The organism is Flaviflexus salsibiostraticola (genome assembly GCF_003952265.1).
GTDB lineage: Bacteria > Actinomycetota > Actinomycetes > Actinomycetales > Actinomycetaceae > Flaviflexus > Flaviflexus salsibiostraticola.
Map to the genome: position 1 here is coordinate 2,377,344 of NZ_CP034438.1, position 18,604 is coordinate 2,395,947.

An 18,604-nucleotide genomic window follows, 5' to 3' on the forward strand; every position below is an offset into this window, starting at 1 on the left:
CCCCCTTTCACTCAGATGTCACGGGTGGCTCTGCTGACCAGGGGAAGACGATCCACTGGTCGGTGCGCCGCCAGACGTAGTCGGGGTCGACCACCGACTGCGGCTTGCCGTAGATGACGGCGGATCGCACGTTACCGCCATGCTGCTTGAGGATGTCGATGACGAGCGCGAGGGTGCGCCCTGAGTCCGCCACGTCGTCGACGACGAGGAGGCTCTTTCCCTTGAGGTTGTCGGTGTCAAGGAGGGGTGCGAGAAGGATCGGGTCGGGCAGTGTCTCGTGCACGTCGGTGTAGAACTCGACGTTGATGGCGTCGGAGAGCTTGACTCCGAGCGAGTAGGAGAGGGCGCCGGCGGGAAGGAGTCCCCCGCGCGCGACGGCGATGATGACCTCCGGTCTGAAACCCGAGTCTGCGATGATCTGGGCGAGCTCACGAGAGGCGCTGCCGAAGCCCTCCCAGGTGAGAATCTCCTTCGAGTCCAGGTCCGTTGAATCCGCGTGGTAGGCCATCCCTCTCCTTCTGGTTGTGAAGATGATGCTACCCCGCCGTGGGCACGGCGGGGTAGCGGGGTGGGTGGATCAGACGTCGCGTGCGAGGAGCTCCTCGAGCGGTTCGGGCGCCAGGAGATAGGGCGGGATCTCCAGCACGCTGAAGGCTCCCGACAGGCCGGATTCCCGGAGGCGGTGGGCCGCGCGGCCGTAGGCAACCTGGACTGCCGCCGTGAAGTCGGGGTTCGAGTCGAGGGTGAGTGAGAACTCGACCGTTGCGCGGGACTCGCCGAGCTCGCCGGAGGTGATGACGTGACCGCCGTGGGGCAGTCCCTGGTGGTCACGGGCGAACTCGTCATCTGTGATGAAGTGGACTTCGACCTCGTACCCGACGAAGTAGTCGGGCATCGTGATGATCTCGTCGCGGATGCGATCATGCTCCGACTCGTCCGCGACGATCCAGCACTGGCGGAGGTGAGCGGTATGGCCCGTCACATCGTGACCGTTGCCCTCACGCGCGGCGCTGATCGCGTCCTCCCGCGGGATCGTGTACTGGACGGCCCTCCTCACGCCGTCGATGCGGCGCAGTGCATCCGAGTGTCCCTGGGAGACGCCCTTACCCCAGAAGGTGTTCTGCTGGTAGGTCGGGAAGAGCGAGGATGCGATGGTGCGGTTGAGGGAGAAGAGTCCCGGATCCCAACCCGTGGCGACGACCGCGATGTTATCGCCGCTCGCGGCCGCCTCGTCCATCTCCATGTAATGGGCAGGGATCTTCGCGTGATTGTCGTACGTGTCGACCGTGGTGAACGTCCTCGCGAAGGCGGCTGCCTGGGCGGGGATGTCCGTCGCACTGCCGAGGCACAGGTAGAGGACGTCGATCTGATCGGCGTAGGAGTCGATGTCGGCGACCGGGTAGACCGGGGTGTCCGTGTCGAGCTCGGTCCTACGGGAGAAGATGCCGACGAGCTCCATATCCGGCTGGTGGCGAATGCTGTTCTCGACGCCTCTTCCGAGATTCCCGTATCCAACGATGGCTGTTCTGATTGACATTAGAGTCCTTCCCGAGCGGTCTTCGTTCGGTTAAGGGTAAAGGGGAGGCATGCCTCAAGTCGAGAACAGATTTTCAACTTCCCAGTATTTAGGACAAAGGTCCGCAGATCTTCAGTCCGCGCATCGTCCGGGAATATAGTTTCGATTTCAACTGTTGATAGGGTTGATACCCAATCGAGAGAAGGACAGCATGGCGCACGTCGAATTCGGACTCAACACTTTCGGAGATATGACCGTCGATGCGGAGGGGAACCCGAAGAGTTCCGCCCAGGTCATCACGGACGTCGTCGAGGAGGCGGTCCTGGCCGATTCCCTCGGCATCGACGCCATCGGTCTCGGCGAGCACCATCGTGACGACTATGCGATTTCGGCACCCGACATGATCCTTGCCGCCATCGCCTCCCGAACCGAGCGCATCAAACTCGGCACAGCCGTCACCGTCCTGTCCTCCGATGATCCGCTGCGCGTCTTCGAGCGCTTTGCCACCCTCGACGCCGTGAGCGGCGGACGCGCCGAAGTCGTCGTCGGCAGGGGCTCCTTCACCGAATCCTTCCCGCTGTTCGGCTACACGATGTCCGACTACAACGTGCTCTTCGAGGAGAAATTCGAGATCCTCTCACTCGCCCTCAAGGAGCGCCCGATCCGCTGGTCGGGATCCCACAGGCTTCCCATCGAGGGCGCCATGCTCATGCCGAAGACCGAGAACGGCCTGTCCGCCTGGGTCGGCGTGGGCGGCTCGCCCGAATCCGTCATCCGCTCCGTGCAGCGCGGCATTCCCATGATGCTCGCCGTCATCGGCGGTGCACCCGCTCGTTTTCGCCCCTTCGTCGACCTGTACGAACGCGCCCAGAAGGAGTTCGGTGTCGAGACGCCGATGCCGCTCGGCATGCACTCACCCGGCCACGTCGCAGAGACGGATGAGCAGGCCCGCGCCGAGCTGTGGGAGCCGTTCCGGGCCAACCGCATCCGCATCGGCCGTGAGCGCGGCTGGGGCGACCCGACGTACGAGAGCTTCGTCGAGGAGATCGAGCACGGCGCCCTGTTCGTCGGTTCGCCCGAGACCGTCGCCCAGAAGATCTACGAGACGGTCCGCACTCTCGACCTCGATCGCTTCGACTTCAAGTACGCGAACGGTCCCATGCCCCACGAGCAGCTCATGACCTCCCTCAACCTTTACGGGTCGGCGGTACTCCCGCGCGTGCGGGAGATGCTGTCCAGAGCGTCCTGACCTCCCTCCCACGGTCCTCACAGGAGATTTTGGAAGACTCGCCCGAAGCACCACCGCGAGAAAGGCTGGGCACATGAAGACCAGGACACTTGGACTCGCAGCGGCGCTCGCGCTCACGCTCGCCGCCTGCGCTGAGGGTGATGACGACGTCGCCTCCGTGACGGCGGGCCCCACCCCGACAGAGATCAGCTCACCAGGCTCGGCCGCCGGCAACGAAACCGATGGCGGCACTGGCGACGCCGCGGATGACACGACGGATGACGAATCCGACGATCGAGCGCGGCCCGATGAGGGCATCGACCTCAACGGATACGAATTTGAGGTGTCGCTCGACGATGCCCTCGAGATCGCCCGCTCCGAATCCGGGGCGGAAGACCCGTACAAAGTGGCGATGGAGTGGTCGGATGGCGCCTGGCAGTGGGAGATCGACCTCACGGCGGATGGTCAGGAATGGGAGTTCGAGATCGATGCCACGACAGGCGAGATCCGCGACTTCGAGTCAGACAGCGAGAGCGACGCCGAGACGCCGCTCGACCTGGACTCCGTCATCGGACACCACGAGGCCATGGAGACCGCGGTCGTCGAACGCCCGGGTCGGGTGACCGACTGGGAGCTCAAGCGGGACGATGGGCGCCAGGTGTACGAGGTCGAGATCGACGACGAAACCGAAGTGAAGATCGACGCCGATACCGGCGAGATCATGGAGGTGGATGACTGATGACAGAGACGCAGAACAACACAGAGACAAGGAAAAACGAGGAGCGATCCCGCTATGAGGTCCTCGTCGATGGGGAGGCCGCCGGGTATATCGACTATCGCCTCAACGGGAACTCGATCACGGCGATCCACACCTGGGTCGGTGAAGATTTCCGGGGGATGGGGCTCGCACGGCGACTTGCGACCGAGCTTCTCGAGGATGCTCGGAGGACTGGTCGTAACGTCCTGCCGCAGTGCGGCTACGTCGCCTCCTTCATCGAGAGGAACGAGGAGTACCTCGACCTCGTCCCTGCCGAGAGGCGCAGCGAATTCGGACTGTAGGTGCCGGTGGGGGCAGAGGCCCTGCCCTCACCTCCTTGCAGACTCGAGCACCTCGGCGACGGCGTGCTCGACGGACTCCCGCCGCCAGGATCCGACCGGGTGATCGTTGACGATCCCGATCGCCTGCATCATCGCGTACGAGGTGACCGGCCCCAGGTGGAGGAAGCCCCGCGATTTCAGGTCCTTGGCCAGCGCAGTCGATTCGGGTGACTGGCTGGGCTGGTCCCGCTCCGCCATCACCTCATGGGTCGCTGGGCGGTAGGACCAGACGAGGGCGGGAAGGCCCGCCTCGATGTCGCCGCGCCGGGCCAAGGCGGGCTCGCCGCGAAGCTCGAGGGTGGCACGGGCATTGTTGACGGTCGAGATGATCTTCCGGCGGTTGCGGATGATCGACGCGTCCGCCAGAAGTCGGTCGATGTCCCTGGAATCGAAGCCGGCGATCGCATCGGGATCGAACCCGGCGAAGGCAGTGCGGAACGCCTCCCTTCGCTTGAGGATGGTCGTCCACGACAGGCCTGACTGGAACACTTCAAGAGTGAGCCGCTCGAACACGCCGATCTCCGTCGTGACCGGCATGCCCCATTCCGTGTCGTAATAGTCGCGCTCGATGTCGCTGCGCTCCGCCCAGCCCGGGCGCGTGAGGTTCTCCATAGGGTCAGGCTAAACCCCCAGAACGAGCCCGCGCCCGCCATCCACATGGGGACGCGGGCGCGGGCTGGCACTGCGGGACGCTCTGCTCAGTCCCAGCGGGACTCGGTGCGGTCGCCCGACCACTCGGTGTGGTAGACGCCCTCATTGTCGACACGAAGGTAGGTGTGGGCGCCGAAGAAGTCGCGCTGCCCCTGGATGAGGGCGGCGGGAAGCCTGTCGGCGCGGACCCCGTCGAAGTACGCAAGCGACGAGGAGAACGCGGGCAGCGGGATAGCCGTCAGCGCGCCGCGCGAGACGATCTGGCGGAGCGAGGGGATGCAGGCGTTGATCTTCGGCGCGAAGTGCTCATCTGCCATGAGCAGCGGCAGGTCAGGGTTGGCGCGGTAGGCATCGGTGATGTCGTTGAGGAAGATCGCCCGGATGATGCAGCCGGCACGCCAGATCTTCGCGAGCTCGCCCTTGTCGATCTCCCAGCCGTAGAAGTCGGCCGCGGCCTGGATGAGGTCGAATCCCTGCGAGTAGGCGACGATCTTCGACGCGTAGAGCGCCTGACGAACCTGCTCGATGAACTCGTCGCGATCCTCAACCTCGATGCTGAGCGCGTGCGACTCGAGCGGAGCCGAGGCGCCGCGCTGGAGCGGGGAGGAGGACAGTCCGCGAGCGAAGGTCGCCTCGCCGATGCCGGTGACGGGCACTCCGAGCTCGAGGGCGGTCTGGACGGTCCATGCGCCCGTGCCCTTCTGGCTCGCAGCATCGACGATAACGTCGACGAGCGGCTTGCCGGTCTCCGCGTCGTACTGGCGGAGCACCTCGGCGGTGATCTCGATGAGATACGAGTTGAGCTCGGTCTCCATCCAGCTCTCGAAGATGTCGGCGATCTGTTCGGGGGTGTCGCCCAGACCCTTCCGCAGCAGGTCGTAGGCCTCGGCGATCAGCTGCATGTCCGCGTACTCGATGCCGTTGTGGACCATTTTGACGAAGTGGCCGGCGCCGTCCGCCCCGATGTAGGTGCAGCACGGCTCGCCATCGACGTGGGCCGAGATCTTCTCGAGCATGGGACCGACCCGCTCGTACGACTCGGGTGTGCCGCCCGGCATGATCGACGGACCCTCGAGGGCTCCCTCTTCACCGCCGGAGATGCCGGCGCCGACGAAGTGGAGGCCGCGGGCCTGGATCGCCGCTTCGCGGCGGATCGTGTCCTTGAAGTGGGCGTTGCCGCAGTCGACGATGATGTCGCCCTCCTCCATGTGCTCCGCCAGCTGGTCGATGACGGCATCCGTCGGCGCACCGGCCTGGACGAGGATGATGGCGACGCGGGGGCGTGACAGCGATGCGACGAAGTCGGCGATGTCCGACGAGGGGATGAACGTGCCCTCATGGCCGTGATCCGCCATGAGCTTCTCGGTGCGGCTGTAGCTTCGGTTGTAGACGGCGACCGAATATCCATGGCTCACGAGGTTCCGGGCGAGATTCGCTCCCATCACCGCCAGTCCGACAACTCCGATGTCTGCAGTCTCGCTCATGATCTCTCCTTCTTCCGGGTCGCTCCCGGATCGCTACGTCGATCTTCCCACTTCTTCGCATGACCTGTGAACTGGGAGCCCGCTCCGTTCAGGATGCGGGGAGGGGCCGTCACTCATCCGTCCGTTCTCCACCCGCTTCCCGATCGCCAACATCGGCGGTGGCCGCCATCATAGGATGTCGCTATGGAGGTCGTCTCAGTGCGAACCCCCGGCTCCACGCTTGCGGCGCTGGAGATCCGGGTCGACTTCAGCATGGTCGAACGCCGGGCACAGACGATCGGTGCCGGACTGTCTCTCGCTGTCGCCTCGGCGGGCACGGAGGTCCTCTTCTCCGATCGACCCTCGCAGGAGGCCGAGGCGACGGTCGTCATCAAGGATGACTCGCGCCTCCTCGACCTCGTCGATCGGTCATTCGCCGTCGGCACAGCCCGATTCGACGGGGTCGAGATCGACGAATTCGGACTCTGGGCGCTGCCCACCCAGCACGGCGTCGTCCAGGTCGGCGACGTTCTCCGCCTCATTCCCGAGCGGTCGGACGAGGCGAGGGGTCCGTTCCCGCGCGTCCCCGACGGACTGCCCGACGCGCCCGAGAACGTGGAGAAGCGGTTCAGCCCGCGCTACGAGGAGCGTGCCGAACGGCTCTGGCGGGCGATCGCCGAACTCGGATGCAGGCCCTCGCTGGAGTGGGCGGGCAGCGAGGATGGCGAGGCGATTGTCGGCCGCGGGAAGGACGATCGAGTCCTCATCGTCATCGACCTCGAGGACGTCGACCAGCAGCAGACGATCGACCGGCTCCACGGCAGCGGTCAACTCCACAGCTGGCTCTCCGAGACCCTGAAACATGATCCTCTCGACACATGAATGTGGGACCGGCGCGAGTGCGCCGGTCCCACAGAGCTGATCGACAGCTCTCTACCGGAGCGGGTCGATGATCGCGTTGAGCGTCGCCGAGGGCCGCATGACGGCCGCCGTCTTCTCCGCGTCGGGGCGGTAGTACCCGCCGAGATCGACCGGGCTTCCCTGGATCTCCGCGAGTTCGCGGGCGATGGCATCCTCGTTCTCCTCGAGTGCATCTGCGACGGGGGAGAAGACGGCCGCGAGGTCGGCGTCCTCGACCTGATCGGCGAGGGCGCGTGACCAGTACAGAGCCAGATAGAAGTGGCTGCCGCGATTATCGATCTCACCGACACGGCGGGACGGCGAGCGTCCCTCGTCGAGGAGACGCTCCGTGGCGGCATCCAGCGCATCGGCGAGGATGCGGGGGCGCTCCGTGCCCTCGGTCCGCGCCTGGTGGCGGAGGGACTCGGCAAGGGCGAGGAACTCGCCGAGGGAGTCCCAGCGCAGGTGGTTCTCCTCCTGCAGCTGCTGGACGTGCTTCGGCGCGGATCCGCCCGCGCCGGTCTCGAAGAGGCCGCCGCCGTTCATGAGCGGAACGACCGACAGCATCTTCGCGGACGTTCCGAGTTCGAGGATCGGGAACAGATCCGTGAGGTAGTCGCGCAGGACATTGCCGGTCACCGAAATCGTGTCCTCGCCGCGGCGCAGACGATCGACCGTCGCCTGGGTGGCCTCAACCGGGGAGAGGATCTTGAGGTCGAGGCCATCCGTCTCCTCGTCCTGGAGGTAGGTGCGGACCTTCTCGATGAGGGCGCGGTCGTGCGAGCGCTCAGGGTCGAGCCAGAAGATCGCCGGCATTCCCGAGATCCGTGCACGGCGGACGGCAAGGGAGACCCAGTCGCGGATCGGCGCATCCTTCGTCTGGCAGGCGCGGAAGATATCGCCCGCGGCGACCGGCAGGGCGAGCAGCACGTCGCCTGCGGCATTGCGAACTTCGACGGTCCCGGCCGCCGACATCTCGAATGTCTTGTCGTGCGAGCCGTACTCCTCGGCCTTCTGTGCCATGAGGCCGACGTTCGGGACCGTGCCCATTGTCGTCGGATCGAAGGCGCCGTTCGTCCGGCAGTCCGCGATAACGGTTGAGTACACCCCGGCGTAGGAGGAGTCGGGGATGACGGCGAGCGTATCCGCCTCCTTGCCGTCGGGCCCCCACATGTGGCCGGAGCTGCGGATCATCGCCGGCATCGAGGCGTCGACGATGACGTCCGAGGGGACGTGGAGGTTGGTGATGCCGCGGTCGGAGTCGACCATCGCGAGGGCGGGGCCGCCCGCCATCTCCTCATCGAAGGAGCGGCGAATCTCCTCACCGTTCTCGAGGCGCGCCAGCCCGTCGAAGATGACGGCGAGCCCGTTGTCCGCCGTCAGGCCCGCTCGGTCGAGATCCGGGCCGTACTCGGCAAAGGTGCGGGGGAAGAAGGCGCGAACGACGTGGCCGAAGATGATCGGGTCGGACACCTTCATCATCGTCGCCTTGAGGTGCACGGAGAAGAGAACACCCTTTTCCTTCGCGGCGTTGACCTGCCCGACGAGGAACCGGTCGAGGGCCGCGGCGGACATGATGGTCGCGTCGATGACCTCGCCGCTGAGGACGCGGATCGAGTCGCGCAGGACAGTCTCGCCGGAGTCGCCGACGTGGACGATCGAGAGAACGTCGTCGGAGTCCATGACGACCGTCTGCTCGTTCGAGCGGAAGTCATCGCCCGCCATCGTCGCCACCTCGGTCGTCGAGTCGGCGGACCATGCGCCCATGGAATGGGGGTGGCGGCGGGTGTAGTTCTTGATGACCTGGGGCGCGCGCCTGTCGGAGTTTCCCTCACGCAGGACCGGGTTGACGGCCGAGCCCTTGACCGAGTCGTAGCGGGCCCTGATGTCCCGCTCCTCATCCGTCACCGGATTGTCGGGGTAGTCCGGGACGGCGATGCCCGCGGCCTGGAGCTCCTCGATCGCTGCCTTGAGCTGCGGCATGGAGGCGGAGATGTTCGGCAGTTTGATGATGTTGGCCTCGGGCGTCTTCGCCAGCTCGCCGAGCTCAGCCAGAGCATCCGCCTGGCGCTGCTCCTCGGGCAGGTGATCCGAGAGCGCCGCGATGATGCGGCCGGCCAGGGAGATATCTCGGGTCTCGACCGCCACATCCGCCTGTGCGGCGAACGCCTGGAGTATGGGAAGGAACGATTCCGTTGCCAGCATCGGTGCTTCATCGGTGTACGTGTAGATCATGGGCGACATGCGCGGGGCCCTCCTCGTAGAGAATGGTTCCTCACCACAATATCCAAGACCGCCTCGAACCACTGACACATCGCCGCCCAGAGGCTGTGCGGCGCCTCCGTTCCCGCTTCGGCTGTGGAGCGCGGGTGAGGATCAACGCGGGTCCGGCTCGGTCTCGGCAGGCCCCCGTGCGACAGTGCCGCCACCAACCTCGTCCGACGGTTCCGCTGAACTGGATGCATCGGCACCGGTCGCCGGGGTGGCCGGTGCTGTCGTCTTCTCAATCTTCTTGGCGCGTCCGATCCGGACGAGGATCGGATGGACGACGGCGAGGACAATGAGGCCCCACAGTAGGCCGAAGAGGAGAGAGACGATCGTGTCGACGAGCCACGCGAGCACGCCGCCGACCGTGGCCACGCCCTCGACTCGGGCGGCGAGGCTGTGGATCATATCGTAGATCGGGTCGAACCCGAGCTCGTGGATCCCGTTGAGAACAATGTGTCCGCCGACCCACAGCATGGCAAAGGTGCCGATGATCGTGATCGCGTTCATGACCTTCGGCATCGCATTGACGAGGCCGATGCCGATCCTCTTCGCCGTCCCGGAGTCCCGCTCGGCGAGTCTGAGGCCCGCGTCGTCCATCTTCACCAGGAGGCCGACCGCTCCGTAGACGGCGATGGTGATGAGGATGGCGACGACGATGAGGATGGCGGTCCGGACCCAGAATGACTCGTCGATGACCTGGTCGAGGGAGATGACCATGATCTCGGCGGAGAGGACGAAGTCGGTGATGATCGCGCTGCGGACGATCTGATTCTCCGCATCCCTGCCGTGGAGGACCGCCGGCTCCTCCTTCTCGGCATGCTTGCCGCGCACCTTCTCGTACACCTTCTCGGCGCCCTCGTAGCAGAGGTAGGTGCCGCCGAGCATGAGCAGGGGAGTGAGCACCCAGGGCAGGAACTGGGAGAGGAGGAGGATGACGGGCAGGATGAAGACCAGCTTGTTCCTGATCGATCCAGTCGCGATGCGCCGGATCATCGGCAGCTCCCGGTCCGGCTTGACGCCGTCCAGGTACTGCGGGGTCACCGCCGCGTCGTCGATGACGACGCCCGCGGCCTTGGCGCTCGCCTTCATCGCGCCTGCCGCGACATCGTCGACCGACGCCGCGGCCAGACGAGCGAGGGCCGCCACGTCATCGAGAAGTGCAACGAGTCCACCAGCCATCGCCAGCCGTCCTTTCTCTGCCGGTCGCGGCAGATAGCGCCAACTATCTCACGCCGGAACCGATCCCGCTCCCCATGGATATGCGACTCATTCGACCGGGGCGTGGATGCTGCGGGCGCGGCGACAGACCAGAGCCGCAGCACTGTCACAGGCCGAGGAACTCCCGCCACAGGGGCGCTTCGCGCCGCGATTGAGCGAGTCCCGCCGCGTAGGCGGCACTCAGCTTCGCCACGTTCTTCTCTGTTGACGTCACCGTCAGGTGCTCGGGGAAGAAGAGGACGGCACGGCCCTGCTTCTCGAGGTCGAGGAGCCGCTCCTTCGTCGCGTTGTAGCGATCCGCGCGGGTGATGAGGGCGTCGGCGATGGCGGGGTACCTGCGGAAGATCCGCTCGAACAGCCGCGGGTTCCTCGGCGGTGTCTTCCAGTAGCTGCGCGGCTGGGTGAGGATGACGAGGAACTTCTCGAAGCCATCGGCCTCCGCCGCGTCGAGGGCGACGCCGCCCGAGGTGCCGATGGCGCCGTCCACCCATTCCTCGTCGCCGATCGTGACGACCGGCATGAGCCCCGGCATCGTCGACGACGCCTGGACGCGGTTCATGATGTCGGCCAGTGTGGCCAGGTCCTCCCGCGTCCAATAGACCGTCTCTCCGGTCACCGCATTGAAACCGCCGATCCGAATCCGCGCCGGGTTCGCCTCATACGTCGCCATGTCGAACGGCAGGGCCTCATCCGGTCCCGAGGTCTGCTGGTAGATGTAGTTGGCGTTGAACAGCCCCTGCCCACGCAGGAGCGTCCTCATTCCGCCGAAGTTGGGATCCGAGGCGAACTCGGTGAAGGACAGGCGCGCCCGTCCCGGGTCGCGTGAGAGGTAGTTGATCGCGTTCGATGAGCCGGCGGAGATCCCGGCGACCCAGTCGATGAAGATCTCGCTGTCGAGCAGAGTGGCGATCGTCGCCGAGGTGTACGAGGCCCTCATGCCCCCACCCTCGAAGATCAGAGCTGTATCGGTCACGTTGCTGTGCAAAGACATGTTCTCCTCCGAGGACAGGATACGCGTCGTGCTCGATCGATGGTCCTGACAGTGGACGTCAGTCGGCGGGGAGGGCGAGCGACCGTCGGGAGCGGGCGACGACGGGCGTGCCATCGACCGGATCGGTGAATTCCAGGCCGAGCGCCAGGAGTTCGATCCGGTCGGGGAAGCTCTCGCCCGGTCCGTAGAGCGTGTCGCCAAGGATGGGGATGTCGAGGGCGGCGGCATGCGCGCGGATCTGGTGCATCTGCCCCGTCAGCGGCCGCGCCTCGTAGTGCGCCCACTCGCCGCGGGACTCGATCATGCGGAACTCGGTCATGGCGTTGGGCTCGCCGGGGACCTCGGTGACCGATGTCCGGCGCTGGACGAGTCGTGAGGAGCGGATGGGCGGGATGGCTCTCAGGGGAGCGATGAAGCGGTAGGTCTTCTCGACCCGGCGCCGTTCGAAGAGCGACTGATATACCCCGCGGAAGCGCGGGTGGCGGACGAGGAGCATGAGACCCGCGGTGGCCCGGTCGAGGCGGTGCGCGCATGCGACGTCGTCGCCGAACTGTCGGCGCGCCTGGACGAGCACCGATCGGGCGACAAAAGCGCCCTGGGGTGTGGCGGCGATCCCGTGCGGCTTGTCGATGATGAGGAGGCGGTCGGTCTCGAGGATGACGGGCAGGTCGATGTCGGCCTCGTCCGGGACCGGACGGTGGACGAAGGCGCGCGACTCACCGAGCAGCCCCGCGTCGCCGCGGTCGAGGGCGGCCCGGACCGCGGCGAGCGAGATATCGGCGCCCTTCTCGGACAGTGCCATCCACAGCCGCTCCTCAATGCTCGGCCCCGGCGGCAGAGCGATGATGACGGGATGGACGCCCCGGCGGGGCTCAGATCCGGACACGGGCCGCGCTGTCCAGGCCCGCGAACCGGTCCTCATTCGCCGTGAAGATGATGATCTGGCCGACCCCGTCGGCCGAGCCGATCGCGTCGACGATGCGGCGGAGCCGCGTCCGGTCCGAGTAGCCGAGCGTGTCGTCGAAGAGGATCGGGACAGCATCATCGGGCGAGACGAGGGAGGCTGTGGCGAGCCGGATGAGGATCGACATCTGCTCCTTCGCCCCCGTCGACAGGCTCTCGAAGGGAATCGTCGTTCCCCCCATCGACCTGCTGACCACCTCAAGCTGGTCGGAGACGTCGACGTCGAAGCTCGGGTCCTGGTACGTGGCCCGGCCCAGGTCGCGCAGGGCTGATCGGAAGGGCTCGATGTACCGCCGGTGCGTCTCCTTCTGGTGCCGCGCGAGGACCTCTTCGAGCAGCCGTGCCGCCTCGGCTCGAGCCAGGATCGAATCACGCTCGGCGACGGCCTGCTGAAGCTCGTGCTCAGCCCTGTCATGGGCGGACTGGATGCCATCCCTGTTCTTCGCATCGAGGATTCCGAGAGTGACCCCGTGCTCGTGCCGGACGTCCCCGAGTATCTTCTGCAGACCCTCGACGTGCTTGACCTGGAGCTCATAATCGGTGAGGACGGCGGCGCCGCCCGATTCATCGAGCAGACGCTTCGCCTTCGCGACGTCCGACTGGGCCGCCGTCAGCGCAGCGGTGCTCTCAGCCAGGGCCTTCTCGAGGTCCTCATCGGAGCACCGGGATCGCGCGTCCGCGAGATCCTCGGTGGCGCGTGTGGTGACGATCTGCTGGTTCTTGACCTGGCCCTCCGTCTCGGCGAGCCGCGTTCGGAGCAGATCGGCCTCGCGCAGGTGGGAGTCGAGTACCGCGTCGGCTGTCTCCCGTTCGACCTCCAGCTGCTCCTGGCGGGCGACGAGGGCATCGATGTCGCCCTCGACGGCCTCCTCACCGCGCTCAAGCGAGGCGAGGAGGCGCGACAGCTCGTCACGGATGACGCTCTCTTCCCTGCCCTCAAGCCGGTCCGTGCGGCGATCCTTGAGACGGACGATCTCCGCCGCCGTCTCCTCACACCTGCGGATCGCCTCCTTGAGTTCGGAGGTCGATTCGACGCCCGCGTCGGCGAGGATCTCCCGGCGCTCCTCGCGAAGGCGATCGATGTCTCGCCTGCTGCCGCCTGCGGCGATGTCAGGGGTGACGGTGAATCTCAGCTGGCCGGGGATCTCGATGACGAGCTCGTCGAGAATCGCCTGCTCGAACGCCTCGGGCCCGAGGATCTGCTCCGCGCCGTCGAGGAGGATGGCCTCGGGGTTGCCGAGGGATTCGACGCGGACGCGAGCGGCGCCCGCGTTCGCCGTGGCCTCGGCGATTGCGATGCTCTGCTCGAGCTCGACGACCCGGTCGAGGACCGTGCCGTCGACCGGGACGCTGCCCGCCTCGAGTTCGGCGATCTCTTTCGTCAGCCGGTCGCAGTCGTCGAGCTGGCCCTGGAGCCGCTCGACGGCGGTCTTCGTGCGGCTCTGCTCCTCGAAGCGCCGGGCGGAGGCGAGGGACTTCTTCACGTCCGTCAACTCGGACTTCAGCCGGGTGATCGTGTCGCGAGTGTCGCTCACCGACTCCTCGAGCGGAGCAAGTGATTCCTTCGCGGAGGCCTCGGCTGCGAGAAGCTCGGCGAGGGCGCTGCCGGCATTCTCCGCGGCGACGACGAGTGCCTCTCGGGCGGCCAGCTGGGCCTTCGCGTCATCGCAGTCCCGCTGGGCGGTCTCGACCGTTCGTGTCGCCGCCTCGAGAGCCGATTGATTCGCCCGCGCCGACTCCGCCTGGGCGGCAAGACCACCCAGGTCGCGGCGCTGCCCATCAAGCACAGCCTGCTGATCGTCGATATCTGCTTCGAGGGCGACGAGGGTCGTGACGAGGTCGGACAGCTCCTCGAGTGCGTCCTTCGCCTCCGCGAGCCGCTTCTCGGCGGCCGTCACCCGCTCCACGGCTGCCTTAGTCGACCTGCTGAAATCGCCCCGCTTCGGCTGGTAGTACCTGTCGGCCTCCGCGGTGACGCGCTCCATGAGGGGGCCGCTCGACCCGTCATCGATCGTCCCACCGGCCTGCGCCTCGAGAGCCCGCTGGAGGGCGCTGCATGAGCTCAGGGGGCTCTGGTCGAGGGCGCTCGCCTGCATGAGACGCGAGGCCTCCCACAGCTGGCTGTCAAGGCTGCCCCACAGCTCGTCGGCCGCCAGGTGCGCCTCATCGGCGACCAGGGTCTGTCCGGCGCGGGGTCCCTCGAGGAACGCGAGAACCGTCTCCGGCTTCGTCAGCCAGCGCTTGCGATAGGACACGCGTTCGTTGCCGATGATGAACTCGGCCTCGACCTCGGGGCCCGCCTCGGTTCGATAGGGCTGGGCCCGATTGATCTCCTCGCGCCGCGAGGTCGCCTTGTGCTTGATGAGGAAGTCGAAGGCGTCGACCAGGGAGGTCTTTCCGGCCTCGTTCCGGCCGGCGACGACGGTGATGCCATCGCTGAAGCTCACCTCCTCGGCGTCGATACCGCGGAAATCCTTGACCCGCAGGGAGAGGAGCCTCATCGGGCACCTCCCAGCCGGTAGAGGAGCCTCAGCGCATCGTTCGCGCTCTGGCTGCCGCCCTCGGCGAGCTCCCGCAGCTCCGCCATCGCATCGGCCGCGAAGCCCGACAGTCCGAGTGCATCCTCGTCCGATTCGTCGGGGATGATGACGAGCTCCAACTTCTTTCTCTCCCACGGGAAGATCGCGGCGAAGATCTGCTGCTGGTCGTCGAGCAGTCTGTCGAGCTCTGCGGCGGCGGCCATGGACAGTGTCCCCGACAGCTCCGTGCGGACGATAGCCCGGTCCTTCTGCCAGACGGCGGCGAGGTCCTCCCGCAGCAGGTCGAGATCCGCCGAGGAGGTGAGCTCCCGCGTGAGCTCCGTGTGGAGCCAGGTGCCGACCTCGCGGCGCTCTGCGCGTGCCCTGCCATCCTCGATCCTCACCGAGAGCACGGTGCCCCGCGTTGACTCCCGGAAGCTCGTCGACTCGTGGGCACCCGAATAGTTGACCGCTCCGGTGACCTCGTCGATCCAGCAGATGTGGCGATCGCCGAGAGCCACATAGTCGACGAGCCCGTCTGTGACGGCCTGACGGAGGGCACCGGTATCAACCGTCTTCGTCGAGTCCCGGTCAGGGTCGAGTTCATCGAGCATCCCGTGGCCGACGAGGATGCGGGTCTTCTCGGTCGGCTCAAGAGTGTCGAGGATGCCGGTGACCGGATCCCGACCCGGATCCTTCGATCGCCACGGAACGGCGACGATCTCGACGTCGCGGGAGACCTCGAACGGTCCCTCTCCGTCGAGGACGGTGACGCTGTCGGGCAGGCTGTCGGTGAGGTCGCGCCTCGTCCAGATCGAGCCGGGGCCGAGCGGATCGTGATTGCCGGGCAGGAGGAAGATGGGACGGCCGATCTCTGCCATCGCCTCGCACGCACGGCCGATATCCCGGCGCGACAGGTTGGGAGTCTCGAAGACATCGCCGGCGACGACGATGAACTGAGCATCCTCGCGCTCGGCCAGGTCGCCGATGGTCCTGATGGTCGCAACCCGGTCGCCCGTGAACCGGGCCTGAGCCTCATCGCTCAGGTACCTGCGGGTCATGCCGAGCTGCCAGTCGGCCGAATGGATGAACGTGACGGGTTCCCTCATGCCACCCACTGTACGATCCGAGTCGGGCAGAAGAGGCACGGCCGTTCGCCGTCTGGGAAAGCTGTCGAGGACTGGCCGCGGCTCGGCCGACAATGGCGAGATGGATATCATCTATCGCGGTCAGACGGTTCAGACGGTGGGCGCCCTGCCCGAGGTGGGCTCACAGGCCCCCGAGTTCTCCCTGGTCGGCCCCGACCTCGAGGACATCGCCTCCGCAGACTTCGCGGGGCGCCGCCTTGTCCTCAATATCTTCCCCTCGATCGACACGGGGGTGTGCGCGACGGCCGCGAGGAGGTTCAACCAGATCGCGGACGACCTGCCGAACACGACAGTCATCTGCGTGTCACGTGACCTGCCCTTCGCCCTCAACCGGTTCTGTGCGGTCGAGGGGATCGAGAACGTCGTCACCGCCTCCGCCTTCCGGTCCACCTTCGGCGAGGACTACGGTGTCGCCATGGCGAACGGGCCGATCGAGACGCTGCTGTCCCGTTCGGTCGTCGTCATCGACGAGGAGGGCACAGTCGTCTACACCGAGCAGGTCTCCAACACATCCGATGAACCGGACTATGAGAGGGCCGCGCAGGCCGTCATGGACGCGTGAGCGACACGTCGCAGAACCGCCCCCCCCGCATCCGGCGATCCTCACCCGGAGGACCGGTGGCCCGAGTAGCGTGGGGGCACGAGCTGATGGGGGAGTCATGAGAATTGCGCTGGTCCTCGGATCCGGCGGCGCACGCGGATATGCGCACATCGGGGTCATCGAGGAGATCAAGAGACGCGGCCACGAGATCGCCGCGATCTCCGGGACGTCGATGGGCTCGATCATCGGCGGACTCGAGGCCGCGGGCAGGCTCGACGAGTTCACCGACTGGGCAACGGGGCTGACGCAGCTCGATGTGCTGCGCCTCTACGATCTTGCGCTCTCCCAGCCCGGCATCATCAAAGCCGATCGCATCTTCGGCGCGATCGGCGAGATCCTCGATCATGTCAACATCGAGGATCTCCCCATTCCGTTCACGGCCGTCGCGACCGACATCGTCAACCACCGGGAGGTCTGGTTCCAGCGGGGCTCGCTGGAGATGGCGATGAGGGCATCGAGCGCACTGCCGACCTTCATCACCCCCGTCGTCATCAACGGCAGGATCCTCGCCGACGGCGGGCTGCTCAACCCCGTGCCGGTCGAGCCGACAACGGCCGTCCCCTCGGACCTCACCGTTGCCGTCTCGCTGGCGGGCCGGCCCAACAGGGTCAGACCCGTTTCGGTCGCCATCGACTCAGACGACGAGGATCGGGAAACCCTGGCAGAGCGTCTGCGCCGAGGCATGTCAGGGCTCATCGACGTGGGCCTGTTCAAGCGGGGCGAGGAGCGGCTCAAGGAGGGCGAATCCGCCGATGGCGTCGAGCCGGCGCCGAACGGCGTCGAGCCCACGTCTACGGAGTCTGCGGATCCGGGCGAGGCGACGCCTCTCTATGAGATCGGCAGACTGCCCCAGGATCTCAACACGATGAGCGTCGTCAACATGTCGCTCGAGACGATGCAGGCCCTCATCGAGCGGTACCGGGCAGCAGCCCACCCTGCGAACGTCACCATCACCATCCCCGCCTCAGTGAGCGGCACACTCGATTTCCACAAGGCGGCCGAGGTCATCGAAGTCGGGCGGCGTCTGGCCGCCGAGGCGTTCGACGAGGCTGAGATCTGACGGGTCCCTCAGCGACACGGGCGTCCGCTCAGAGGGATGAGGTGTGGACACGTGTCGGGACGCGGCTGTGGCGACCCGCCCGCCGAGGCACACCTCCGTGGGTTCACATCATGAGGAGGAGGGACAGCGCCATGACTCCCATCCCCGCCACCATCGAGTAGATTGCGATGTGGTGCTTGCCGAACTCCTCGGCTGAGGGGAGGAGCTCATCGACGCTGATGAAGATCATGATGCCGGCGACCGCGGCGAGTGACATTCCCATGAGCGTGTCCGACACGAAGGTCGTGAGGACGAGGAAGCCGACGAGGGCGCCGAGCGGCTCGGCGAGGCCGGAGGCCGCCGTCAGCCAGAATGCTTTCCGACGGCTGCCGGTGGCATAGAAGATCGGGACGGAGACCGCGATCCCCTCGGGGATATTGTGCAGGCCGATGGCGATGGCGATGGGGATGCCGACCTCGGGGTCGTTGACGGTCGACAGGAACGTCGCGAAGCCCTCCGGGAAGTTGTGGATGGCGATGGCGGTTGCGGTCAGGAGGCCCATCCGCATGAGCCGCGCCCGCTGCTTGACGTCGATGCCGGTCGTCGCATTGGTGATCTCGTGCGGGTTCATCTCCGACGGCACGACCTTGTCGATGAAGGCGATGAGGGCGATCCCGCCGAAGAAGCCGAGGACCGTCACCCACGTGCCCATCCGGTCCCCGAGGTCCGCGGTCAGAGCATCCTGCGCCTTCGGGAAGATCTCGATCATCGACACGTAGATCATGACTCCGGCCGAGAAGCCGAGCATCGATGACAGGAAGCCGGCCGACTGTCTGCGCGAGAAGAAGGCGATGAAGCCGCCGATGGCGGTGGACAGTCCCGCGGCGGTCGTGATCGCGAACGCGAAGAGAATATTTCCCGAATCCATTGAACACCTCTCGAGAATCCACCCTAAGGTTTCGGATAACCGAAATTGTAGGACTTTCGTGGCAGAAGGGGAA

The 18,604-nt window shown here is 66.3% G+C and carries 17 protein-coding genes; 6 read left to right on the plus strand and 11 right to left on the minus strand.

The features are described from left to right. Positions 1-7: 7 nt before the first annotated feature. Together EJO69_RS11140 and EJO69_RS11145 are read right to left on the minus strand one after the other, a co-directional pair. Positions 8-508, minus strand: coding sequence for a phosphoribosyltransferase (locus EJO69_RS11140; protein WP_126041837.1), 501 nt, complete (start codon positions 506-508; stop codon positions 8-10). Positions 509-577: 69 nt separating this feature from the next. Continuing rightward, complete coding sequence (locus EJO69_RS11145) at positions 578-1,537, minus strand: diaminopimelate dehydrogenase (protein ID WP_126041839.1); 960 nt, start codon at positions 1,535-1,537, stop codon at positions 578-580. Positions 1,538-1,727: 190 nt separating this feature from the next. Here EJO69_RS11145 and EJO69_RS11150 point away from each other — a divergent pair, with 190 nt between their 5' ends. The 3 genes from EJO69_RS11150 (at position 1,728) to EJO69_RS11160 (ending at position 3,803) form a co-directional block, all read left to right on the plus strand. Then, positions 1,728-2,765, plus strand: a complete 1,038-nt coding sequence (locus EJO69_RS11150) for an Atu2307/SP_0267 family LLM class monooxygenase (RefSeq protein WP_126041841.1) — start codon at positions 1,728-1,730, stop codon at positions 2,763-2,765. Between the two features lie 73 nt (positions 2,766-2,838). Next, the gene (locus tag EJO69_RS11155) at positions 2,839-3,483 is read left to right on the plus strand and encodes a PepSY domain-containing protein (protein WP_126041843.1); all 645 of its coding nucleotides are present in this window, start codon (positions 2,839-2,841) and stop codon (positions 3,481-3,483) included. Next, positions 3,483-3,803, plus strand: a complete 321-nt coding sequence (locus EJO69_RS11160; RefSeq protein WP_126041845.1) for a GNAT family N-acetyltransferase — start codon at positions 3,483-3,485, stop codon at positions 3,801-3,803. The genes EJO69_RS11155 and EJO69_RS11160 overlap by 1 nt, the downstream gene beginning before the upstream one ends. A 27-nt stretch (positions 3,804-3,830) precedes the next feature. Here the strand turns inward: EJO69_RS11160 and EJO69_RS11165 are convergent, their stop codons facing one another. Then, entirely contained in the window at positions 3,831-4,454 is a 624-nt protein-coding gene (locus EJO69_RS11165) for a DNA-3-methyladenine glycosylase I (RefSeq protein WP_126041847.1), read from the minus strand. Between the two features lie 86 nt (positions 4,455-4,540). After that, entirely contained in the window at positions 4,541-5,977 is a 1,437-nt protein-coding gene (gene gndA / locus EJO69_RS11170; RefSeq protein WP_126041849.1) for an NADP-dependent phosphogluconate dehydrogenase, read from the minus strand. 183 nt (positions 5,978-6,160) lie between these two features. Here gndA and EJO69_RS11175 point away from each other — a divergent pair, with 183 nt between their 5' ends. After that, complete coding sequence (locus tag EJO69_RS11175; RefSeq protein WP_126041851.1) at positions 6,161-6,838, plus strand: hypothetical protein; 678 nt, start codon at positions 6,161-6,163, stop codon at positions 6,836-6,838. A gap of 51 nt (positions 6,839-6,889) precedes the next feature. On the opposite strand, the gene EJO69_RS11180 is transcribed toward EJO69_RS11175, so the two are convergent. The 6 genes from EJO69_RS11180 to EJO69_RS11205 form a co-directional block, all read right to left on the minus strand. Beyond that, the gene (locus EJO69_RS11180; RefSeq protein ID WP_126041853.1) at positions 6,890-9,100 is read right to left on the minus strand and encodes an NADP-dependent isocitrate dehydrogenase; all 2,211 of its coding nucleotides are present in this window, start codon (positions 9,098-9,100) and stop codon (positions 6,890-6,892) included. A 132-nt stretch (positions 9,101-9,232) separates the two neighbouring features. Then, positions 9,233-10,303 (minus strand): DUF808 domain-containing protein, encoded by a 1,071-nt coding sequence (locus EJO69_RS11185; RefSeq protein WP_126041854.1) that lies wholly within the window; start codon positions 10,301-10,303, stop codon positions 9,233-9,235. 145 nt (positions 10,304-10,448) lie between these two features. Further along, on the minus strand, positions 10,449-11,333 hold the full coding sequence (locus EJO69_RS11190; protein WP_126041856.1) for a patatin-like phospholipase family protein: 885 nt from the start codon (positions 11,331-11,333) through the stop codon (positions 10,449-10,451). A 58-nt stretch (positions 11,334-11,391) separates the two neighbouring features. Further along, positions 11,392-12,219 (minus strand): pseudouridine synthase, encoded by an 828-nt coding sequence (locus EJO69_RS12390; protein ID WP_164519955.1) that lies wholly within the window; start codon positions 12,217-12,219, stop codon positions 11,392-11,394. Continuing rightward, positions 12,206-14,797: an AAA family ATPase gene (locus EJO69_RS11200; RefSeq protein ID WP_126041860.1), complete on the minus strand. Its 2,592-nt coding sequence runs from the start codon at positions 14,795-14,797 to the stop codon at positions 12,206-12,208. Before EJO69_RS11200 ends, EJO69_RS12390 begins: the two co-directional genes overlap by 14 nt. Continuing rightward, a complete protein-coding gene (locus tag EJO69_RS11205) occupies positions 14,794-15,924 on the minus strand; it encodes a metallophosphoesterase family protein (protein WP_126041862.1) in 1,131 nt (376 codons plus the stop codon). Before EJO69_RS11205 ends, EJO69_RS11200 begins: the two co-directional genes overlap by 4 nt. Before the next feature lie 100 nt (positions 15,925-16,024). Between EJO69_RS11205 and tpx the strand changes: the two genes are divergently transcribed. Together tpx and EJO69_RS11215 are read left to right on the plus strand one after the other, a co-directional pair. After that, positions 16,025-16,525: a thiol peroxidase gene (gene tpx / locus EJO69_RS11210; RefSeq protein ID WP_126041864.1), complete on the plus strand. Its 501-nt coding sequence runs from the start codon at positions 16,025-16,027 to the stop codon at positions 16,523-16,525. 97 nt (positions 16,526-16,622) lie between these two features. After that, a complete protein-coding gene (locus EJO69_RS11215) occupies positions 16,623-17,624 on the plus strand; it encodes a patatin-like phospholipase family protein (RefSeq protein ID WP_126041866.1) in 1,002 nt (333 codons plus the stop codon). 103 nt (positions 17,625-17,727) lie between these two features. Here EJO69_RS11215 and zupT read toward each other — a convergent pair whose 3' ends face one another. Next, complete coding sequence (zupT, locus tag EJO69_RS11220) at positions 17,728-18,531, minus strand: zinc transporter ZupT (RefSeq protein WP_126041868.1); 804 nt, start codon at positions 18,529-18,531, stop codon at positions 17,728-17,730. Positions 18,532-18,604 lie beyond the last annotated feature (73 nt).